The organism is Labrys okinawensis (genome assembly GCF_047345005.1).
In the GTDB taxonomy this organism is placed as follows: Bacteria; Pseudomonadota; Alphaproteobacteria; order Rhizobiales; family Labraceae; genus Labrys; species Labrys okinawensis.
The window spans coordinates 5,233,330-5,249,783 of the sequence record NZ_CP178864.1 but is presented as its reverse complement, the minus strand read 5'-3'; the positions used below and the strand labels follow the sequence as shown (position 1 = coordinate 5,249,783).

Annotated in this window: 13 protein-coding genes and 3 pseudogenes; 10 read left to right on the top strand and 6 right to left on the bottom strand. The window is 57.5% G+C overall.

The features are described from left to right. Positions 1–2 precede the first annotated feature (2 nt). The 3 genes and pseudogenes from ACMDCR_RS24565 to ACMDCR_RS24555 all read right to left on the bottom strand — a co-directional run. Complete coding sequence (locus ACMDCR_RS24565; RefSeq protein ID WP_413989140.1) at positions 3–1,760, bottom strand: MOSC domain-containing protein; 1,758 nt, start codon at positions 1,758–1,760, stop codon at positions 3–5. Positions 1,761–1,777: 17 nt separating this feature from the next. Next, a complete protein-coding gene (locus ACMDCR_RS24560) occupies positions 1,778–2,503 on the bottom strand; it encodes a DUF427 domain-containing protein (RefSeq protein ID WP_413993710.1) in 726 nt (241 codons plus the stop codon). Further along, a pseudogene (locus tag ACMDCR_RS24555) lies at positions 2,496–2,555 on the bottom strand (hypothetical protein); the annotation flags it as partial. The gene ACMDCR_RS24560 and the pseudogene ACMDCR_RS24555, both read right to left, overlap by 8 nt. 239 nt (positions 2,556–2,794) lie before the next feature. Here ACMDCR_RS24555 and ACMDCR_RS24550 point away from each other — a divergent pair. Together ACMDCR_RS24550 and ACMDCR_RS24545 are read left to right on the top strand one after the other, a co-directional pair. Continuing rightward, positions 2,795–4,006 (top strand): IS256 family transposase, encoded by a 1,212-nt coding sequence (locus tag ACMDCR_RS24550; protein ID WP_413989139.1) that lies wholly within the window; start codon positions 2,795–2,797, stop codon positions 4,004–4,006. Positions 4,007–4,405: 399 nt separating this feature from the next. Then, a complete protein-coding gene (locus tag ACMDCR_RS24545; RefSeq protein ID WP_413989138.1) occupies positions 4,406–5,302 on the top strand; it encodes a haloalkane dehalogenase in 897 nt (298 codons plus the stop codon). A gap of 165 nt (positions 5,303–5,467) precedes the next feature. Here the strand turns inward: ACMDCR_RS24545 and ACMDCR_RS24540 are convergent, their stop codons facing one another. Beyond that, positions 5,468–6,100, bottom strand: a complete 633-nt coding sequence (locus ACMDCR_RS24540) for a CGNR zinc finger domain-containing protein (RefSeq protein WP_413989137.1) — start codon at positions 6,098–6,100, stop codon at positions 5,468–5,470. A 155-nt stretch (positions 6,101–6,255) separates the two neighbouring features. After that, positions 6,256–7,146 carry an ion channel gene (locus tag ACMDCR_RS24535; RefSeq protein ID WP_413989136.1) on the bottom strand — a complete coding sequence of 297 codons (891 nt, stop codon included), beginning with the start codon at positions 7,144–7,146 and terminating at the stop codon, positions 6,256–6,258. Positions 7,147–7,412: 266 nt separating this feature from the next. On the opposite strand from ACMDCR_RS24535, the gene ACMDCR_RS24530 reads away from it, so the two are divergent. The 6 genes and pseudogenes from ACMDCR_RS24530 to ACMDCR_RS24505 all read left to right on the top strand — a co-directional run. Continuing rightward, positions 7,413–8,102: an alpha/beta hydrolase gene (locus tag ACMDCR_RS24530; RefSeq protein ID WP_413993709.1), complete on the top strand. Its 690-nt coding sequence runs from the start codon at positions 7,413–7,415 to the stop codon at positions 8,100–8,102. Between the two features lie 26 nt (positions 8,103–8,128). Further along, the gene (locus ACMDCR_RS24525) at positions 8,129–8,800 is read left to right on the top strand and encodes a TMEM175 family protein (RefSeq protein WP_413989135.1); all 672 of its coding nucleotides are present in this window, start codon (positions 8,129–8,131) and stop codon (positions 8,798–8,800) included. Positions 8,801–9,235: 435 nt separating this feature from the next. Beyond that, a complete protein-coding gene (locus tag ACMDCR_RS24520) occupies positions 9,236–10,096 on the top strand; it encodes an alpha/beta fold hydrolase (protein WP_413989134.1) in 861 nt (286 codons plus the stop codon). A gap of 876 nt (positions 10,097–10,972) precedes the next feature. Continuing rightward, entirely contained in the window at positions 10,973–11,434 is a 462-nt protein-coding gene (locus ACMDCR_RS24515; protein ID WP_413989133.1) for a YHS domain-containing (seleno)protein, read from the top strand. Positions 11,435–11,495: 61 nt separating this feature from the next. After that, positions 11,496–11,708 (top strand): annotated as a pseudogene (locus ACMDCR_RS24510) (IS6 family transposase); the annotation flags it as partial. A 376-nt stretch (positions 11,709–12,084) separates the two neighbouring features. Then, a pseudogene (locus tag ACMDCR_RS24505) lies at positions 12,085–12,276 on the top strand (ISKra4 family transposase); the annotation flags it as partial. Positions 12,277–13,060: 784 nt separating this feature from the next. On the opposite strand, the gene ACMDCR_RS24500 reads toward ACMDCR_RS24505, so the two are convergent. After that, positions 13,061–13,996: a LysR substrate-binding domain-containing protein gene (locus tag ACMDCR_RS24500; RefSeq protein ID WP_413989132.1), complete on the bottom strand. Its 936-nt coding sequence runs from the start codon at positions 13,994–13,996 to the stop codon at positions 13,061–13,063. 155 nt (positions 13,997–14,151) lie between these two features. Here ACMDCR_RS24500 and ACMDCR_RS24495 point away from each other — a divergent pair, with 155 nt between their 5' ends. Together ACMDCR_RS24495 and ssuE are read left to right on the top strand one after the other, a co-directional pair. After that, positions 14,152–15,510 (top strand): LLM class flavin-dependent oxidoreductase, encoded by a 1,359-nt coding sequence (locus tag ACMDCR_RS24495; protein ID WP_413989131.1) that lies wholly within the window; start codon positions 14,152–14,154, stop codon positions 15,508–15,510. Positions 15,511–15,588: 78 nt separating this feature from the next. Continuing rightward, positions 15,589–16,173 carry an NADPH-dependent FMN reductase gene (gene ssuE, locus ACMDCR_RS24490; protein ID WP_413989130.1) on the top strand — a complete coding sequence of 195 codons (585 nt, stop codon included), beginning with the start codon at positions 15,589–15,591 and terminating at the stop codon, positions 16,171–16,173. Positions 16,174–16,454 lie beyond the last annotated feature (281 nt).

Below are 16,454 nucleotides of genomic sequence, written 5' to 3'. Positions count from 1 at the left end.
GTTCACAAATCGATGACGACGTCACTGGTCGGCTTTGAGCAGCAAATGAGGAGGTTGCCGTCGGCGGGCTGATCGAGCGGCTCCGGACCATAGGCGACGGCGCCCGAAACCAGGCCGCTTTCGCAGTTGTGGCAAACACCTGTCCGGCACGACCAACGGACCGGGACGTCGCAGGCCTCGGCCAGCTCGAGGATGCTTTGATAGGCAGACCCATTCCAATGTGCGGCGATGCCGCTTCGTGCGAACGATACCAGCGGGCCGGTGGTAGCGTCGTCATCGGGCACATGCGGAGTCCGTGCCGCCGTGCCAGCGATACCAGGCGTCAAGGACTCGCCACCGTTGAAGACTTCGTTGTAAATCCGCGCCGGCGCCAGGCCCATGGCAACGAGCGTTTCCTTCATGTCCTTCATGAACTGATTGGGCCCGCAGATATAGACATCCGCCTCGTGCGGAACGCCAACCATGTCAAAGACTGAACGCGACAGGTGGTCGGCAGAATCGAAATCCTGGCCTATCTTATCGCGGTTGGCCGGCCTGCTGTAACAAACATAGCGGCGGCCGTGGGGTAGCGCCGGTATTAGGCGTTGGACTTCGGCCGAAAAAGGATGATGCTGCCCATCGCGAGCCGCGTGCAGCCACAACACCGGTCGCCTCGAGCGCTCGCCTGCCAGCGTGTGCAGCATCGCCAGAACCGGGGTCGCTCCAATTCCCGCGCTGAGCAACACCACAGGCCGCTCCCCCGGCTGCAAAACAAAATTCCCGCGCGGCGAGCTGACGTCGAGAATATCGCCAGGATGGATGCGCTCCCGCAGATAGATTCCAGCGATTCCATTTGGCTCGATTTTCACGCTAACACGGTAGCGCTCCCTCGATGGCGGACCAGAGAGCGAGTAGCTGCGAAACAGCGCCGACTCAGCCGCCGTCCGTCGAAGACGCAAGACCACGTACTGACCCGGCAGGGCCGGCGCCAGTGGCAAACCGCTGGGATCGCGCATCGACAGGGAGAGCACGTCGGACGACTCTTGATCGATCGCCTCGACAGCAAGTGGTCGGAATCCCGGCGCCGCCGGGTGTCCCGCCGCCGCCGGCGCGAGCCCCGCATTGCCGCCAGCCGCACCAGTTGTTTGAAGCAATGCCTCAAACGATGCACGCCATCCCGGCGAAAGGGCTTCGATCCGCAAAGCGCACTCCAGTCGATCACGGGCATGATTGGGGGAATAGAGCAGCGCGTTGATCTCGGCGACGGTCATGCGCTCGTTGGCCTCTCCCATCTTGACGATCGCATCACCGGCCTCCACTGCGCCTTCCTTGAGGACTCGGAGGTAGAATCCCGGCCGGCCACTGGATGTCAGCAATGCTGGCATCCGTGGTTCGTTGGTCCTAATACCGACTCGATAACAGGTGACGCGAGGCTGGGTGACCTCGAAGAGAGCGCTGCCGATCTGAAAGCGATCACCGATACAAACGGCATCGTCAGGCAAGCCTTCGATGGTAAAATTCTCGCCAAACTGTCCGGGCACGAAGTCGTTTCTGTTCAGTTGTTCCTGCCAATAGCGATAGGATTCGATCTGGTAGACGAATGCCGCTCGCTGCTCGCCACCATGTCCACCCAGGTCGCCTTGGCCGTCTCCCTCTAGGTTCAACCGGCCGACCCGGCAGCGGCCGTGCACGGGATTTTTCCAGATCCCGGTGTGTACAATGCGGCCCCTCCATTCGATGTCGCGCGGAAGTCCGACATTCACCGACAGCAATCGAGCCATGTGCCGCTTCGCCTTTATCAGGGACCTGAATCCACGTCTCCTTTTGCGTTGCGGTCGACCTCGGCGAGGTCAAGGTTCCTATCGGGACCGTGCGCAACCACCGACTGACCGGGCTCGAGGTGAAGCTGGGTACCGTCGAGATGCACAGTGACGATATCAGGTTCGAACGACACCAGGTTGGAGATGCGGCCGACCTCGGGATAGGCGTTCGGATAGAACCATGCCGCCTGCCGAGCGTCACCGATCGAGTAATAGCTGCATAGCCCCTTGTACGGGCAGAATGTCTGGAGGCTTACCTGCGTGAGGGTGGTTTCGTCGATGTCGTCGCGCGGAACATACCAGCGCGGCGCGAACCCGGACTCATAGAGAACCATCGGCCGCTTCGTGTCGGCGATAATCTTGTCGCCGTGGCGGACCACGAGGTTGCGAGAGGTCTGGCGAATATCGATACGGTGGTAGGGGTCTGCCGCATGGCCAAGGATACGTTCGTCTTCCTCGTAAAAGGCGTCCATGGCACGCCAAGCAAAAGCGACGTGTGCTTGCAATTCGCTTGCATAAGCGGGCAGACCGGTGTGCTGCCAGGCCGCTCGCGCCGCGAAATGCTGCTCATCGGCTCGGACGGAATACCAGGTCGTAAGCCCGAGCTCAGGGTGCTGGGTCGTATACTCGGCTCTTTCCAGCACGTTTGAAGATATGTCGGTCTCCGGAAAGTAGGCTACCGGATAACGGCCTGGTTCAAACAGTAGGAGAACATTCTCGCTTTCGGCAATCCAATGTTCTCCGAGGCGCACGCGCATACGCCTCCGCAGTCTTTCGACATACAAAAGCCTTTGAGGCAGTGGTTCAGCCGCTATGAACTTGCCGACTGGTCTCACCGAGATAGCGTCCGCGCATGTGGTGTAATTTCGGAGGCGTTTTGAGTGGGGATTGCGGTGGAGAATACGCTGCGGTTTTCGCGAGACGTCAGGTGGGCACCGGGCCCGTCAGAGAAGGTGGAGTTGCGAGACTTCAACCTGACCGAAACGGAGCACCCGATGACCGACGACAGATTACCTCTTGCCGAGCTTGCCGCGAAGAGCGGCGATCCGGATTTTCTTCGCGCCATTGCCGAAAGCGTGCTGCAACTGATCATGGAGGCCGACGTCGACGGCCTGATCGGCGCTGGCCGCTACGAGCGTGGCGAAAGTCGCCAGACCTGGCGCAACGGCTACCGTGATCGCACGCTGGACACCCGGCTTGGAACGCTGAACCTGAAGATACCGAAGATGCGCACGGGAGCCTACTTTCCGGGCTTCCTGGAGCCGAGAAAGACGGTGGAGAAGGCGCTCGTCGCGGTCATTCAGGAAGCCTGGATCAACGGTGTGTCGACACGCAAGGTCGATGAGCTTGTGCAGGCCATGGGTATGACCGGCATATCGAAGTCGTCGGTGTCGAAGCTGTGCAAGGACATCGACGAGCGGGTGAACGCCTTCCTCAAGCGTCCTTTGTCCGGGGACTGGCCCTATCTGTGGCTCGACGCCACCTATCTGAAGATGCGCGAGGGCGGGCGCATCGTCTCCGTGGCGGCGATAATTGCGGTTGCGGTCGACACGGACGGAAAGAGAGAGATCGTCGGCCTGCACATTGGTCCCTCAGAGGCCGAACCCTTCTGGACGGGCTTCCTGCGCGATCTGGTGCGCCGGGGCCTTACCGGCGTCAAGCTCGTCATCTCCGATGCTCATGAAGGATTGAAGGCCGCCATCACCCGCGTCCTCGGCGCGACGTGGCAGAGATGCCGCGTTCATGCAATGCGCAATGCGCTCGCCTACGTTCCCAAGGGACAGCACACCATGGTCGCCGCCGCGATCCGCCAGGCCTTCATCCAGCCCGACCACGACAATGCCGTCCAAACCTGGCGGCATGTCGCCGACCAGCTCCGCGTCCGATGGCCGAAGCTGGGAACCTTCATGGATGACGCCGAAGCCGATGTGCTCGCCTACATGGCCTTTCCTTCCCAGCATCGGACGAAATTGCATTCGACGAATCCGCTTGAACGTCTGAACAAGGAAGTGAAGCGCCGTGCCGATGTCGTCGGCATCTTTCCGAACGAAGACAGCATCGTCCGCCTGATCGGAGCCGTGCTGCTCGAAGCCAACGACGAATGGCAGCTTCAGCACCGATACATGCAGGTCGAGGCCATGGCCGATCTCAACCCGCAGCCAATCGAGGAGGACAAACCGCTTCAGATTACACCGAAAGCCGCCTGATCATGACGGCCCGGTTCCACACTCGAAATTACACCATCTTGACGGACGCTATCCTCACCGAGAGCGGGCCTTGTTGCCAGGACAGTCCCACGGCTTCCTCCTCTTTTATTCAAAGCATCTAAAAAGCGCGCCGCAGATATCGCTTGCCTGTTTGCGCCACTAACTTCGTAGACGGCCCTTAGCAAGTTAAAGCGGGCATGCACCTCGGCGCAAGTTTCCTCGTGTCTTTTTCCATACTAGGCTCATTTTGGCCGATCACAGCCCCAAGAGACAGAGCATTCATGCACCTATCTTTCCTTGATTTCGCATTCCTAACCTAACCAGTGCCATATCATTGACCGGGTTATAATGTCGGTGTAGCGCTAGCGGCGCAATAGCTTTGGAACAAGGAGAAACAAAATGGCCAGTACGAGCTCAGCGACGCTTACCCGCGAGAAAAAGCGGTTGACGGTTTTAGGCCGGCAGATGGCTTACGTCGAAGCAGGCCAAGGTGATCCTATTGTGCTGCTGCACGGCAACCCCACGTCCTCCTATCTTTGGCGCAACATCATTCCGCACCTTGAGGGGCTTGGGCGTTGCATTGCTCCTGATCTGATTGGCATGGGCGACTCAGATAAGCTCCCCAATAGCGGGCCCAACTCGTACCGCTTCGTTGAGCATCGTCGCTATCTTGACGCGTTGCTTGAAGCTCTGGGCGTTCGCGAGAGGGTCACACTCGTTATTCATGATTGGGGCTCGGGCCTCGGCTTCGACTGGGCAAACCGGCACCGTGACGCTGTGAAGGGAATTGCCTTCATGGAGGCGATAACCGGACCACAGGGAAAAGATCATTGGGACAGTATGGGGATGCGCTCAGTTCTGGAGGCGCTACGAGGCCCCGCCGGCGAGAAAATGGTCCTGGAGGAGAATTTCTTCATCGAGGAAATTCTCCCAAAGGCCATCATCCGTCCTCTGGCACCCGAAGAGATGGCAGAATACCGCCGTCCATTCCTCGCGCCGGGCGAAGATCGACGACCGACCTTGACCTGGCCCCGCCAAATTCCAATTGAGGGGGAGCCGGCCGAGGTCCACGAGGCAGTCGCTGCTTATGCTGATTGGCTTGCAACGACCGATATCCCGAAACTCTTCTTCAAGGCCGAACCAGGCGCCATTCTGACGAGCGAATCCCTATTGGCCGCGGTCCGCAAGTGGCCGAACCTTACCGAGCTGACTGTCAAAGGAATTCACTTCGTCCAGGAGGATTCTCCGCATGAAATTGGAGAGGCCGTCGCCAAATGGATAAAGGCACGGCAATAAAAGTCCGCAACGAGCCTTGGTGGTATGGCAACCAGCCTAATCGACAATCCAACATGTAAGTCGGGGTTGCCTGGTAAAGATGTCGGTCCTACTGAAAAGGGGAACCGACATCTGTTTGTAACCATTGAACCTTTGCAACAACTGCGCCGAGAGCCAGTCCGACGATTACAGTCCGGCGGCCTTGCTTAGTATCCGGTTTCGGTGCGCCGCCTGTTTGGCACGATTGCCGCATACCGCCATGCTGCACCAACGGCGGTGTCGGCCGCGCGTATGGTCGACAAAAATGAGCGTGCAGTCGTGGCCCTCGCAGGCTTTGACGTCGGCAAAGCTCTCCTCACACACCAAGCGCGCTAGGCTTTCACCAAGTGGCAGCAGCAAGGACTCAGGCGCCCTCCAACGGCGGTTGGTCTCGAGTATGAAGGGCCCTTCGTCATCTTCGTGAGACAAGGCCACCGCCTTGAAGTCTTCCTCCCGCGCCAACAGGCGATTTAGAGGCTCCAATGCCTTTAAGTCTGCGCCGGTGAGCGGTCGGCCCTTCCGTTCCAGTACAAAAGCGCGAAACCATTCACGCAGGCTGCGGGCTTGGGCGGCAACTCCGTCCAATTCGCCGGGGACCGTGTGAGAGCGAAAGTGCTCCAGCACCTTGGTTGGGACTAACTTTGCCTTATCGAGCCAAGCCAGCAGGCCCTCGCCATCTTCCAGGGTCTCAACTGGCACATCGACCGGCGTCGATATCGAATTCAGGAAATCTAGGCCCGTAGAGTCCGCGATGAAGACAGCGGATGAATGTGACAACATTTACAGCCCTTCAGAACTGCGTCTTAGCTTGCTACCTATGGTAGCAATATAACCCTTTAATGCCGGGAAGGTAAGTTATCACCCTCCGCTGTAACCCATCAAGTTTTGGCTCGCTGGTTAGATATAGGAAAGCGATGGCCCTTTGTGAAGCCGGCTCAGTGGGGGTCGTCTTCGAGGACGTTGAGGCGACGGATATCAGCAACCGTCGCACCCTCTCTGTCGTGCTCCATCGCGGCGGCGTAATGCTTACCAAACGCAATGTCTGAGGCTTGATATACACCAATGTTCCCAACTTGGTGACCGACGCGCGTATCTACCGCCTCGACCTCCACCACGAGTTGCGCCCAAGCCTCAGCGAGATCTGAAGATGTCTTTCTGTTGAGCGGACTTGTCTCGTCAATGCGGTGCATCAAGGTCCATGTCAGCGCAAAGAGCGGCAGGCTGTGCCGGATGAGCGTGAGGTCGTGGTAACGCCGCCAGATTTCACCTGTTCCGTCCATTTCCTTGAGCAAAATGGTAACGCGCGCCTTCGCTCCGGTTAACATAGCGGACCTGGCGTTCGCGACGCGTATCCGCAGCTGCGGTTGGCCGTCCCTGGTCGTTACGACGGCATTGTCGGCGAACACGATGCCGGGCCTAGCCCGCGAAAACCGGACAAACAAAATGCCGGTCGCAACAGGCAACAAGGCGATGCCAATAACCCGTTCCACGGCAGCAATGAAGTACCCATAGGGGCTTTTTGGAGCCATCGCCCCAAACCCGGCCGTCGATATGTTCTGCAGGCTGAAGAAGAAGACACGCGCAAAGTTGGTCGGCTCGGGCCCTTGAAGGGAACTCGGGTCAATGATGAATAAGAGAGCAAAAATTGCTACCACAATCAGAAGAGCAGAAAGCGCTAAGAAAATAAAGGTCGGCCATGAAGTGGCGATTGCAACGTAATAAGGCTCTCTAAAATCAAGAGGTTTTGCACCAAGCTTGGAGACCGTGAATTTGCCTTGTTCAATTCGAATTGGTCTTCGTAATATTTGCATCAATGACCTAACCATGTTTCGGTCCGGACCTTTCTGAACTTTAGATTCCGACTGTTTGCGCGGCATAAGGGTTGGTTGGAGAGTGGCGGCGATCCTCTGTAAGAGCCTACAGGGTAGCTTACTGCCAAGGCCGCCAGATTATGGGCGCTGAGGATTTAACCACACCAATGCGAGTTGACAAGTTAGTCGCCAAATGTAGTTTGCGGCCTGCGCTGGGCGGCTATGCGGTCGACGATCGGGTTACGGCTCGATCGGCAGGCCTGGAAACAAAGGACGATTTTATGTCAAACGAAGTCACGGTGGTATTCGCTCATGGGGCCTGGGCCGATGGGTTGAGTTGGGCCAAAGTGATCGAAGGCCTGAAGGCGCAGGGCGTCACATCGATTTCAGCGGCAATTCCATTGACCTCCCGGCCCGACGATCTGGCGGCCATTGACCAGGCCGTCGAGCGGGCAAGAGGAGACGTTGTGGTCGTCGGCCATGCCTACGCTGGCGCCGTGGTGGGCGGGGCGAGTTCAGGCAAGGTGAAGGCCTTGGTCTACATTACGGCTCTCGCCCCAGACGAGGGCGAGACGGTTGCTGATGTCTTCTATCGGACTGCTCCGCACCCAAAGGCTCCGCAGCTTTCGCCCGACGCACACGGCTTCATCTATCTGCCCGACGATGCGTTTCCCAACGCCTTCGCGCCCAACGCCAGCCCCGCCGAGCAGGATGTGCTACGAGCCGTACAGAGACCGATCAAACCCGAATGCATAACGGTAAAAGTGGAACGACCGCGTTGGAAGGAATTGCCGTCGTGGTTCTTGATCGCCGAGGACGATCACATGATACTCGCTGAAACCCAGCGGTTCATGGCGGAGCGGATGAAGGCGACTGTGCGTTCTCATAAAGTCGATCACACTCCAAGCGTGACAGCTCCAGGCTTGGTCGTAGATATCGTTATGGAGGCCGTTCGGGCCATTCGCCACTAGGGCCAAATTCCATCAGGGAGGCCGCGATGAGCGACATGCAAATCGGCGAGATGCAGAGCAATACTGATCGGCTCAATAACTTTTCGGATGCCATCATCGCGGTCATCATCACATTGATGGTCTTGGAGTTAAAGGCTCCCTCCGTTTCAAGCTTCGCTGCCCTCTTGCCCCTTTGGCCGGAGGCGGTAAGCTATGCTCTTAGCTACCTTTTCATCGCAATTATTTGGATCAATCATCATCATTTGATGCGATTTGTCATGGATGCGACGCCGCGACTGATTTGGATAAATTTCGCTCACTTGTTCCTTGTTGCTCTGGTTCCCTTCGCCACTCAATGGGTCGCAAGAACTGAGCTTGGATCGGTAGCGGTGTGTGCGTACGCGGCGCTCTTCGTATGCATCGATGCCGCGTTCCTGGTCTTTGAGCGGGAGGTAATGTCGCAGGCAGATTGTACAGCGGTTCCGGACAGCGCCAAGAAGCTCGTTCGTCGGAGATCACTGACGACGTTGGGGATATTTGCTGCTGCGTCCCTCAGCGGCTATTTCGTGCCAGCAATAGGGATTGCGCTGATCCTCGTTGCCCTTTCCTTCTTCCTCACTCCCGAAGTTCCCGGCATGAAACTTGCCCGGCCCCGGCGGCCGATGAGGTCGGATGAAATGGAAAAGGCCCCGGAAATAAACTCGGCAATGACCAGTTAACGGCCGCCGGCCGCGGACAAAAATCTCGCGGTCTTCATCGTAAAAATCAGATTCTGCTCGGCGACATTCGAAGCAGGTGTCGCCGCAGCTCCGCTTGATTAATGCCGACGGGCAAGCAACTTTGGCGCGCTGAGCAAAGCTTTAGGCGCTCCAGGCATCAGTCGCTGGAAGCGATAGCCGTACAAATCCGACGTTTCCGGAACATGTTACCTACACGAACGGCTCGCCGTAGACTGGTTATGTTGTGACCCTCCGCCTTACGCCACTGATTTCCTGTACGTTACTGTGCCTGCGACCGAGCCAGATGCTCTGCACGGCGGCAACCTACGATCCGGCCGTAACCGGTTGGATTGAGATTGACAAGTTACTTCTGCGGCGCTAACCAGTACGCGTCACTCAATTTGGTTATGAACGTAACAGAGATAGGAGCTTCAAATGAGCCCGGTCACGTTCCGCACCGTTGATGTCGATGGCATCAAGATTTTCTATCGGGAGGCGGGGAGTGGTGCTGCACCCAAGCTGTTGTTGTTGCACGGCTTCCCAAGCGCGAGTCACATGTTCCGGGATCTCATACCGCACCTAGCGGACGAGTTTCACCTCATAGCTCCGGATCTTCCCGGCTTCGGTCGGTCGGACATGCCAAGCCGCAAGGTGTTTAACTACACGTTCGACAACATCGCTAATGTCATCGACCGGTTCACGGAGGTTGTCGGCTTCGTAAAATATGCGATCTATGTTTTCGATTACGGTGCCCCCACCGGCTTTCGCCTGGCAATGAAGCATCCGGATCGGATCACCACGATTATCTCACAAAACGGCAACGCCTATGAGGAAGGGCTGAGCGAAGGTTGGAATCCAATCCGCGCCTACTGGCAGGATCCGTCAGACGCCAATCGTCAGGGACTTCGACAGTTTCTGGCCCCGGAAACGACAGTCTGGCAATACACTCACGGCGTGCCAAACCCGGCGCTTGTGTCGCCTGATGGGTACTCGCTGGACAATTTCTATTTGGCTCGGCCTGGTGCAGACGACGCTCAACTCGACCTATTCGGCGATTATAAGAGCAATATTGCGCTCTACCCCGCCTTCCAAGAGTACTTCCGAAAACACCAACCTCCATTTCTTGCTGTCTGGGGTAAGTCTGACCCATTTTTCCTTCCCGCCGGTGCGGAAGCTTTCAAACGGGACATCTTCGGTGCCGTTGTCAAATTTTACGATACCGGACACTTCGCGCTGGAGACACATGCACGCGAAATCGCCGAAGCGATCAGAAGGTTTGTCGGCGAGTCAATTTAGAAGAGAGGGAGTCGTCGCGGCGTCCAGGTGTGAATGGGTTTTCGTTGGCGACGCGAGGGAGGCGATGGCGTGATCGAGACTACGGATATTTGGGACTGGCGTCGGCTCATCGCTGACATCTATTACGATGTTCGCTCAAAGTCGGATAAGGAAGCGGCGTGGCGGCTTTGGCGCGCAGTTTCACAAAGAGGAACGACCCATGATCAAGCGCCTTCACCCCCGGCCCGCGTTTCTGCAAGGCGGTTGTCGATTTGCAGTTCCTGATGAGACTGCGATGTCTAATTTGATCAATGGCTTGCGTGAGACTTGGTAATAGGCCTTTGCGGTACATCTGAGACTGGAGCACGCCATCTTTGTAGTTCATTTGAGATTGATTGACCGGTCCATGGACCGCAAAGTCACCGAACGGCGCTAAGCCACTAGAGGCAATTCATCCGCGGCTCAGAAGCAAAAAGTCACGCTCTACGAAGGCCATAGAGACCGCAACGTCCAATCGTCGATGAGGGTGTCTTATCTCGCACTGTGCACTTCATGTGAGACTCGTACCCTTCCCAGTCTCACATGAAGTGCAAAGCTGGTTCGTACGAACGTCGAGTCTCACCATGAACTGCAAATCGACAACGGCGGCCCGCACAGCGCCGGCCTTGGTTCCGATATGACGATCCGGTGGTCTTCGAACTAAGGCCAATACGGGCGTCTTAGATAACACGTTTCAAATCCCCTGTCGCTCGGATGACCTGCGTACGGCTGTTCTCGTCCAGAGAGTGCGGGGCGGCACGATCTGTTGCCCCGCAATTTATTCGACTCTTTTGTAACATCCCTGCTGGAGCGAACGAAAAAGCAAGTGTTACGACACATCCAATCACGGTGATGACCATGCGATTTCAAAGTAAAGTCAAGGCAGCAGCAGTGATGGCAGTTTTTGCCGCGGTTACGATCTCGCCGGACGCCTTTGCAGGTGAGATTTACTCAGCGAATGGTGTGGCCATATCGGGCTATGACCCAATCAGCTATTTCACGGATCACAGGGCGGTCAAGGGATCTGATCAGTTTACCGCGAACTACAATGGCGCGACCTTCCGCTTTGCGTCGGCGGATCATCGAGATATATTCCTGAAGGACCCGACGCATTACGCTCCGCAATACGGTGGCTTCTGCGCTTACGGCACCGCTGAGGGACATAAGGTGCCGACCGACCCGCAGGCCTTCACCGTGATCGGCGACAAACTGTACCTCAACTACAACCTCGACGTTCGCAAGAAGTGGCGTCAGGACCCTTCCGGTTATATCACCCAGGCTGACAAAAACTGGTCGGCCGTCAAGGCCCAGCAAGACTGATGTCGCACTGCACTTAATCGGGTGTTGTCACAGAAACGGCAGCCTGTGTTAGATGCCGAGCATGAAGACGATCTCCTACGCTCGCCACCGCTTTCCACCGGCAATCATCCAGCATGCGGTCTGGTTGTACCTGCGGTTCACGCTAAGCTATCGCGACATCGAAGACCTTCTGGCGGCGCGAGGACTCGACATCTCCTATGAAACCGTCCGTCGTTCGGTCGCCAGGTTCGGGCCACTGTTTGCGCGGGAGTTACGGCGTCGGCGGCCGCGTCCAACCATGCGTTTTGTAGCGGTCAAAAGCATTGAGCAGCAGGGCGTGCTGATGCTGCACAAAACCCGAGACCTGTTGGTGCGCCAGCGCACCATGTTGATCAACGCCCTGCGTGGACACCTTGCCGAGTTCGGCATCATCGCGGCGCAAGGATCGGCCGGTTTGAAAACGGTGATCGAGGCTTTTCATGCGGCGCAGGACAGCCTGCCGGCACTCGCTCGCAAGGCCCTCCACGGCCTGATCGATCGAATGTGGGCCTTGGCCAAGGAAATCGCAAAGATCGAAGAGCAAATCCTGTGGGACCGTTAAGTTAGCTGGGGCAGCAGCGGATTTATAAAGGGTTTGGCGAGATGTGGCGCTCTCAACATGGAGAGCGTCGATGCAATGGAAGATCATTTTGGAGGGCAGGGACGAGTTCGGCTCGACTGATCGTTCGGAGTTGACGATCGACAAGGATTTGACGCGCGTATCGGCCGGCGAGATCGGATTCTCGGTCGAGGACGGCAAGGCTATCATGGCGCATCTCCAGCAGACAGTCGTCAAACGGCAATGTGAGGCTTACGTCCTGATGTGTGGTTCGGCCCGGAAGATTGACCCCAGTCACCTTGGGCACAACCATCTAGAAGAATGGTGAAAATCGAATTTTATGTGGGGTGACGATCGGCGCCGATCGTCACCCCACTATGCCCAAGATTTCTCCCGAAAGTTCATTAGGTTAAGCAAGGGATCGCCGGGGGCAATCTTGGGGGCCGCTTCACAGTAATCTCAACGGTGAGCGTCGCAGACGGCCCCTTGCGAGTGCGAATGGACAGGAGTTGGCCCACATGAAGTTCGCTGAGCCGGCCTAGGTCCAAGCCGGCAATCGCGAGCTGGCCACCGGTGAGCTGCATCGTCTTGTCCGCGAACCATCGCCAGCTCGAAGCTGTAATAACGATCTCTATCACGCCGGTTGCCGGGTAAATCTCGACAATCCGAGCTCGTGACTCGTGGTTGACCATGCCCATCTTATGAAAGGGTAGTAGATGACCCTTTGCCTCTTTGCCCATTTGCCCGCCCTCGCAGCAGCAATGAAAGTTGGACGGTTTTCACCAAGCCTCTAACGGGAGCAAGGTACGGGCCCCTACGACGGGGTAGCGGTCGCTTCCAAGGCACTCTCGAGTTCATCGGATGTGAAGGGCTTTTGCAGGCGCGGCTTGCCCCCAAACGCTTCCCGCAGAGACCAATCTCCATAGCCGCTGGCGAGAATGAATGGAACGCCGCGTTCGATGAATGGGATCTTTTCACAATCTGAGAGCGCAGAAGCTGCGTAGAACCGCTCTGCAAGTGTTGTGGAAACGGCGCTCCGACCCTGTCGCTTACGCACCGGCTGCCAGAGCTGGCGACTTGACACAGCGGATGCATTCGCCTGCAAACCACGTTTTGAACGCGGCCACGACGGAACGCGATGCGCTGCGGCGAGGGATCGTGATGCTATAGGGATTGCCGAGTTCAAGCACGTGATTGGTGACCACCATAAGCTCGCCGTCCTCGACTAAGCTTGCGCAGAAAATCCCCTGTGCGAGCGCCACGCCCAGCCCACCACGCGCCAGATCCAGAGCCGCCATCGAAGAATTGGCTGTCATGCCGTGCTGGATGTGACGACCTGGAACCACCCCCACGGACTGAAACCAGTTTTGCCATGACGGAAAGGTAGCTGCCGAAGGACCCCACGCGGTATGGATCAAGGGGATGCGATCCAGGTTCACCGGAGACGTTATCGGACCACACCTGGTCAGAAAGCCTGGTGAACACACCGGATAGACCGCATCCCAGACAAGTTCTTCTGTCACATGCTCCGAATAATGAGAGCTGCCGTAGGACATGCGTATGTCGATCAGTTCACGATCGAACGGAACTGGATCGTCTTCTCCTCGAAGGGAGATATCGACTGGACCGTGCATATCGACGAAAGTAGGCAAACGCGAAGAGAGCCAACCCATAGCCACGGATGGCGCCATGGAAACGACCAGCGAGGACCGCTGCTCGCCGCCGCTCAGTTCGCGAGAGAGGTTTCTCAGCTCATTGAACACATTGGCAAGCCGAGGGAAAATCTCCATTCCGGCCTCTGTCAGCACGGCGCGCCGGTTGATCCTGTGAAACAGCTTGCGTCCCACCTGATCCTCCAGCGTGCGGATGAGCTGACTGACCGCCGCTGCCGAAACAGCAAGCTCTTCAGACGCGGCGACAAAACTGCCCGACCGTGCGGCCGCTTCGAAAGCCTGCAGTCCGCGGAGCGATGGGGCTCTTGCCATTTGGTCACCAAGGATAAGCTGGGCTTATCTTTCTCACAAATTTTATCGCTTTTGGGAAGGGCTGGACTTGCCTAGGTTCGTCTTCAGCAGGCGGTGAGCGGTCCTTCGACGCCGACGCCGACAACGAACCGGCCAAATTGCACAGGATATATCTCATGCCGCGCCGAAACATGATTCTGGCAGCCTTCTTTTACAACCCGCAGGGCGACCACCGTCTTTCCTGGCGGCATCCCAGTGCGCCTCGCCATGAGATTTTTGGGCTCGATTACTATCGTCGCCTGGCGGAGGCGGCGGAACGTGCCAAGCTCGATACGATCTTCATCGCCGATCATCTGGGCGTCTGGAATAGGTTCGGCAGCGGATTGGCGCATTACGCCAACCCCCGCCTCGAACCCTTGTCTCTGGTCTCCGCACTTTCGGCTGTCACCAAGGACATCGGCTTCCTGGTGACGGCCTCGAGTTCCTACACCGAACCATTCAACACGGCCCGCATGTTCGCCTCGATCGACCATATCAGCAATGGTCGCGTCGGCTGGAACGTGGTGACGACAGCGCTCGAGGAGGAAGCCGTCAATTTCGGGCGCGATTCCAACATCGAGCATGCGCTGCGCTACGAGCGAGCGGCAGAATTTCTCGAAGTCACGAAGGCCTTGTGGGACAGTTGGGAAGACGATGCTCTGGTCATCGACAAGACATCCGGCCTCTTCGCCAATGACGAACAAATCCACTACCTCAACCACCACGGAAAGCACTTCAAGGTCAGGGGACCGCTCAACATCCCGCGACCGCCACAGGGATATCCGGTGATCGTTCAGGCGGGCTCGTCGGATGCGGGTAGGAACCTGGCTGCCGGGCATGCTGAGGTGCACTTCGCCATCCTTCGCAACGAGGCGCAGGGCCTCGCCTACCGTGCCGACATCAATGAGCGGATGGCCAAGTTCGGCCGGACGCCGGATAGCCTGAAACTGCTATGGGGCGTTCTGCCGATCGTCGCAGGCTCGGCCTCCGAGGCGGAGGAGAAGCAGGAATATCTGGAGACGCTGATGCTCGATGCCGTCGCGGTTGATCTTCTCTCGAGTTGGGCGGGCGTGGACCTGTCCGTCTATCCGCTCGACGGACCAATCCCGGATCTGCCCGACGTAGGCACGTTCAACGGCTGGCGGACCTGGCTAGCACTTGTGAAGGATGACGCAAACAAAGGTCTCTCCATACGACAGCTCGCACGCAAGATTGCCAATACGGGCTCGGTTCCGCTTGTTGCCGGGACGCCATCGCAAGTCGCCGATCAGCTCGAAGCCTGGTTCATCTCCGGTGCCGCCGATGGATACAATCTGATGTTCCCGCTGCTGCCCGAGGACTGGATGAATTTCATGCAAACGGTCGTGCCGGAACTGCAAAGGCGCGGGCTGTTCAGGACCGAGTATGAACCTGGCACCTTGCGCGACCGGCTGGGATTGGCGCGTCCGCGGAATTCATTCGCGGCGGCGCGCGGAGCCGTTGGGGCGCGTGCCTAAGGCACCTGAATTCAAAGACGAATGCTGCCCAGCAAGGCATAGCTCCGGGGGGCACAAGGGGGCAAAGGAGTTCATGCAATGAGCGGCCGAAAAGTTCTGGCTATATCCGCAAGTCCGTCCGAGATGTCCAAGACGGCGCGGCTCGTTGAAGCGGTCCTTCTGGGATTGCGCGCACTGGAAATCGACACGGAACACGTGATTTTGCGCGATCTCGATCCAGGCGCTCTGCTAGCTGCGGATGTCCGAGTGCCGTCGCTGGCGGCGTTTCGGGATAAGGTCGTCGCGGCCCATGGCTTGATTATTGCCACGCCGATTTACAAGGCATCATTTTCCGGACTTTTAAAAGCTGGCCTGGACGCCTTCCCGCAATTTGCGCTTGCGGGAAAGGTGGTTTTGCCGCTGGCAACCGGCGGAAGCCTGGCGCATGTTCTGGCGCTGGACTATGCGCTTCGGCCTGTCTTTCAGTCGATGGGCGCAAGGCATGTCGTACAGTCTCACTTTGCCTCCGAAAGCGATTTCCCCAAAGGTGGCGAGGAGATCGCCCTCGGCGATCCTTCCTGGGGGGCGCTTCGCTTTGCATGTGACAACTTCGTATATTCGCTTACGGATGATCACCGGGCATCGATGCTCGGTCATCCTCGACCGCCAAGCGAGGATAAGTAGCGCGGGCTGACGACACAGGGACACGACAAAACGAAGTCGTTGCCACCTGTCGTTTTGCAGTTCATGATGAGACTGCGATATCTAATTTGATCAATGACTTGAGTGAGACTTGGTATTAGTCCTTTGCAGTATATCTGAGACTGAAGCATGCAATCTTTGTAGTTCACTTGAGATTCATCGACCGGTCCATGGACCGTCAGGTCTCTGCATGGCGCCAAGACATAAGATGCAATCTCGCCGGGGCGCAGAAGCAAAAAGTAAAGCTCTATGAAGGCGATAAA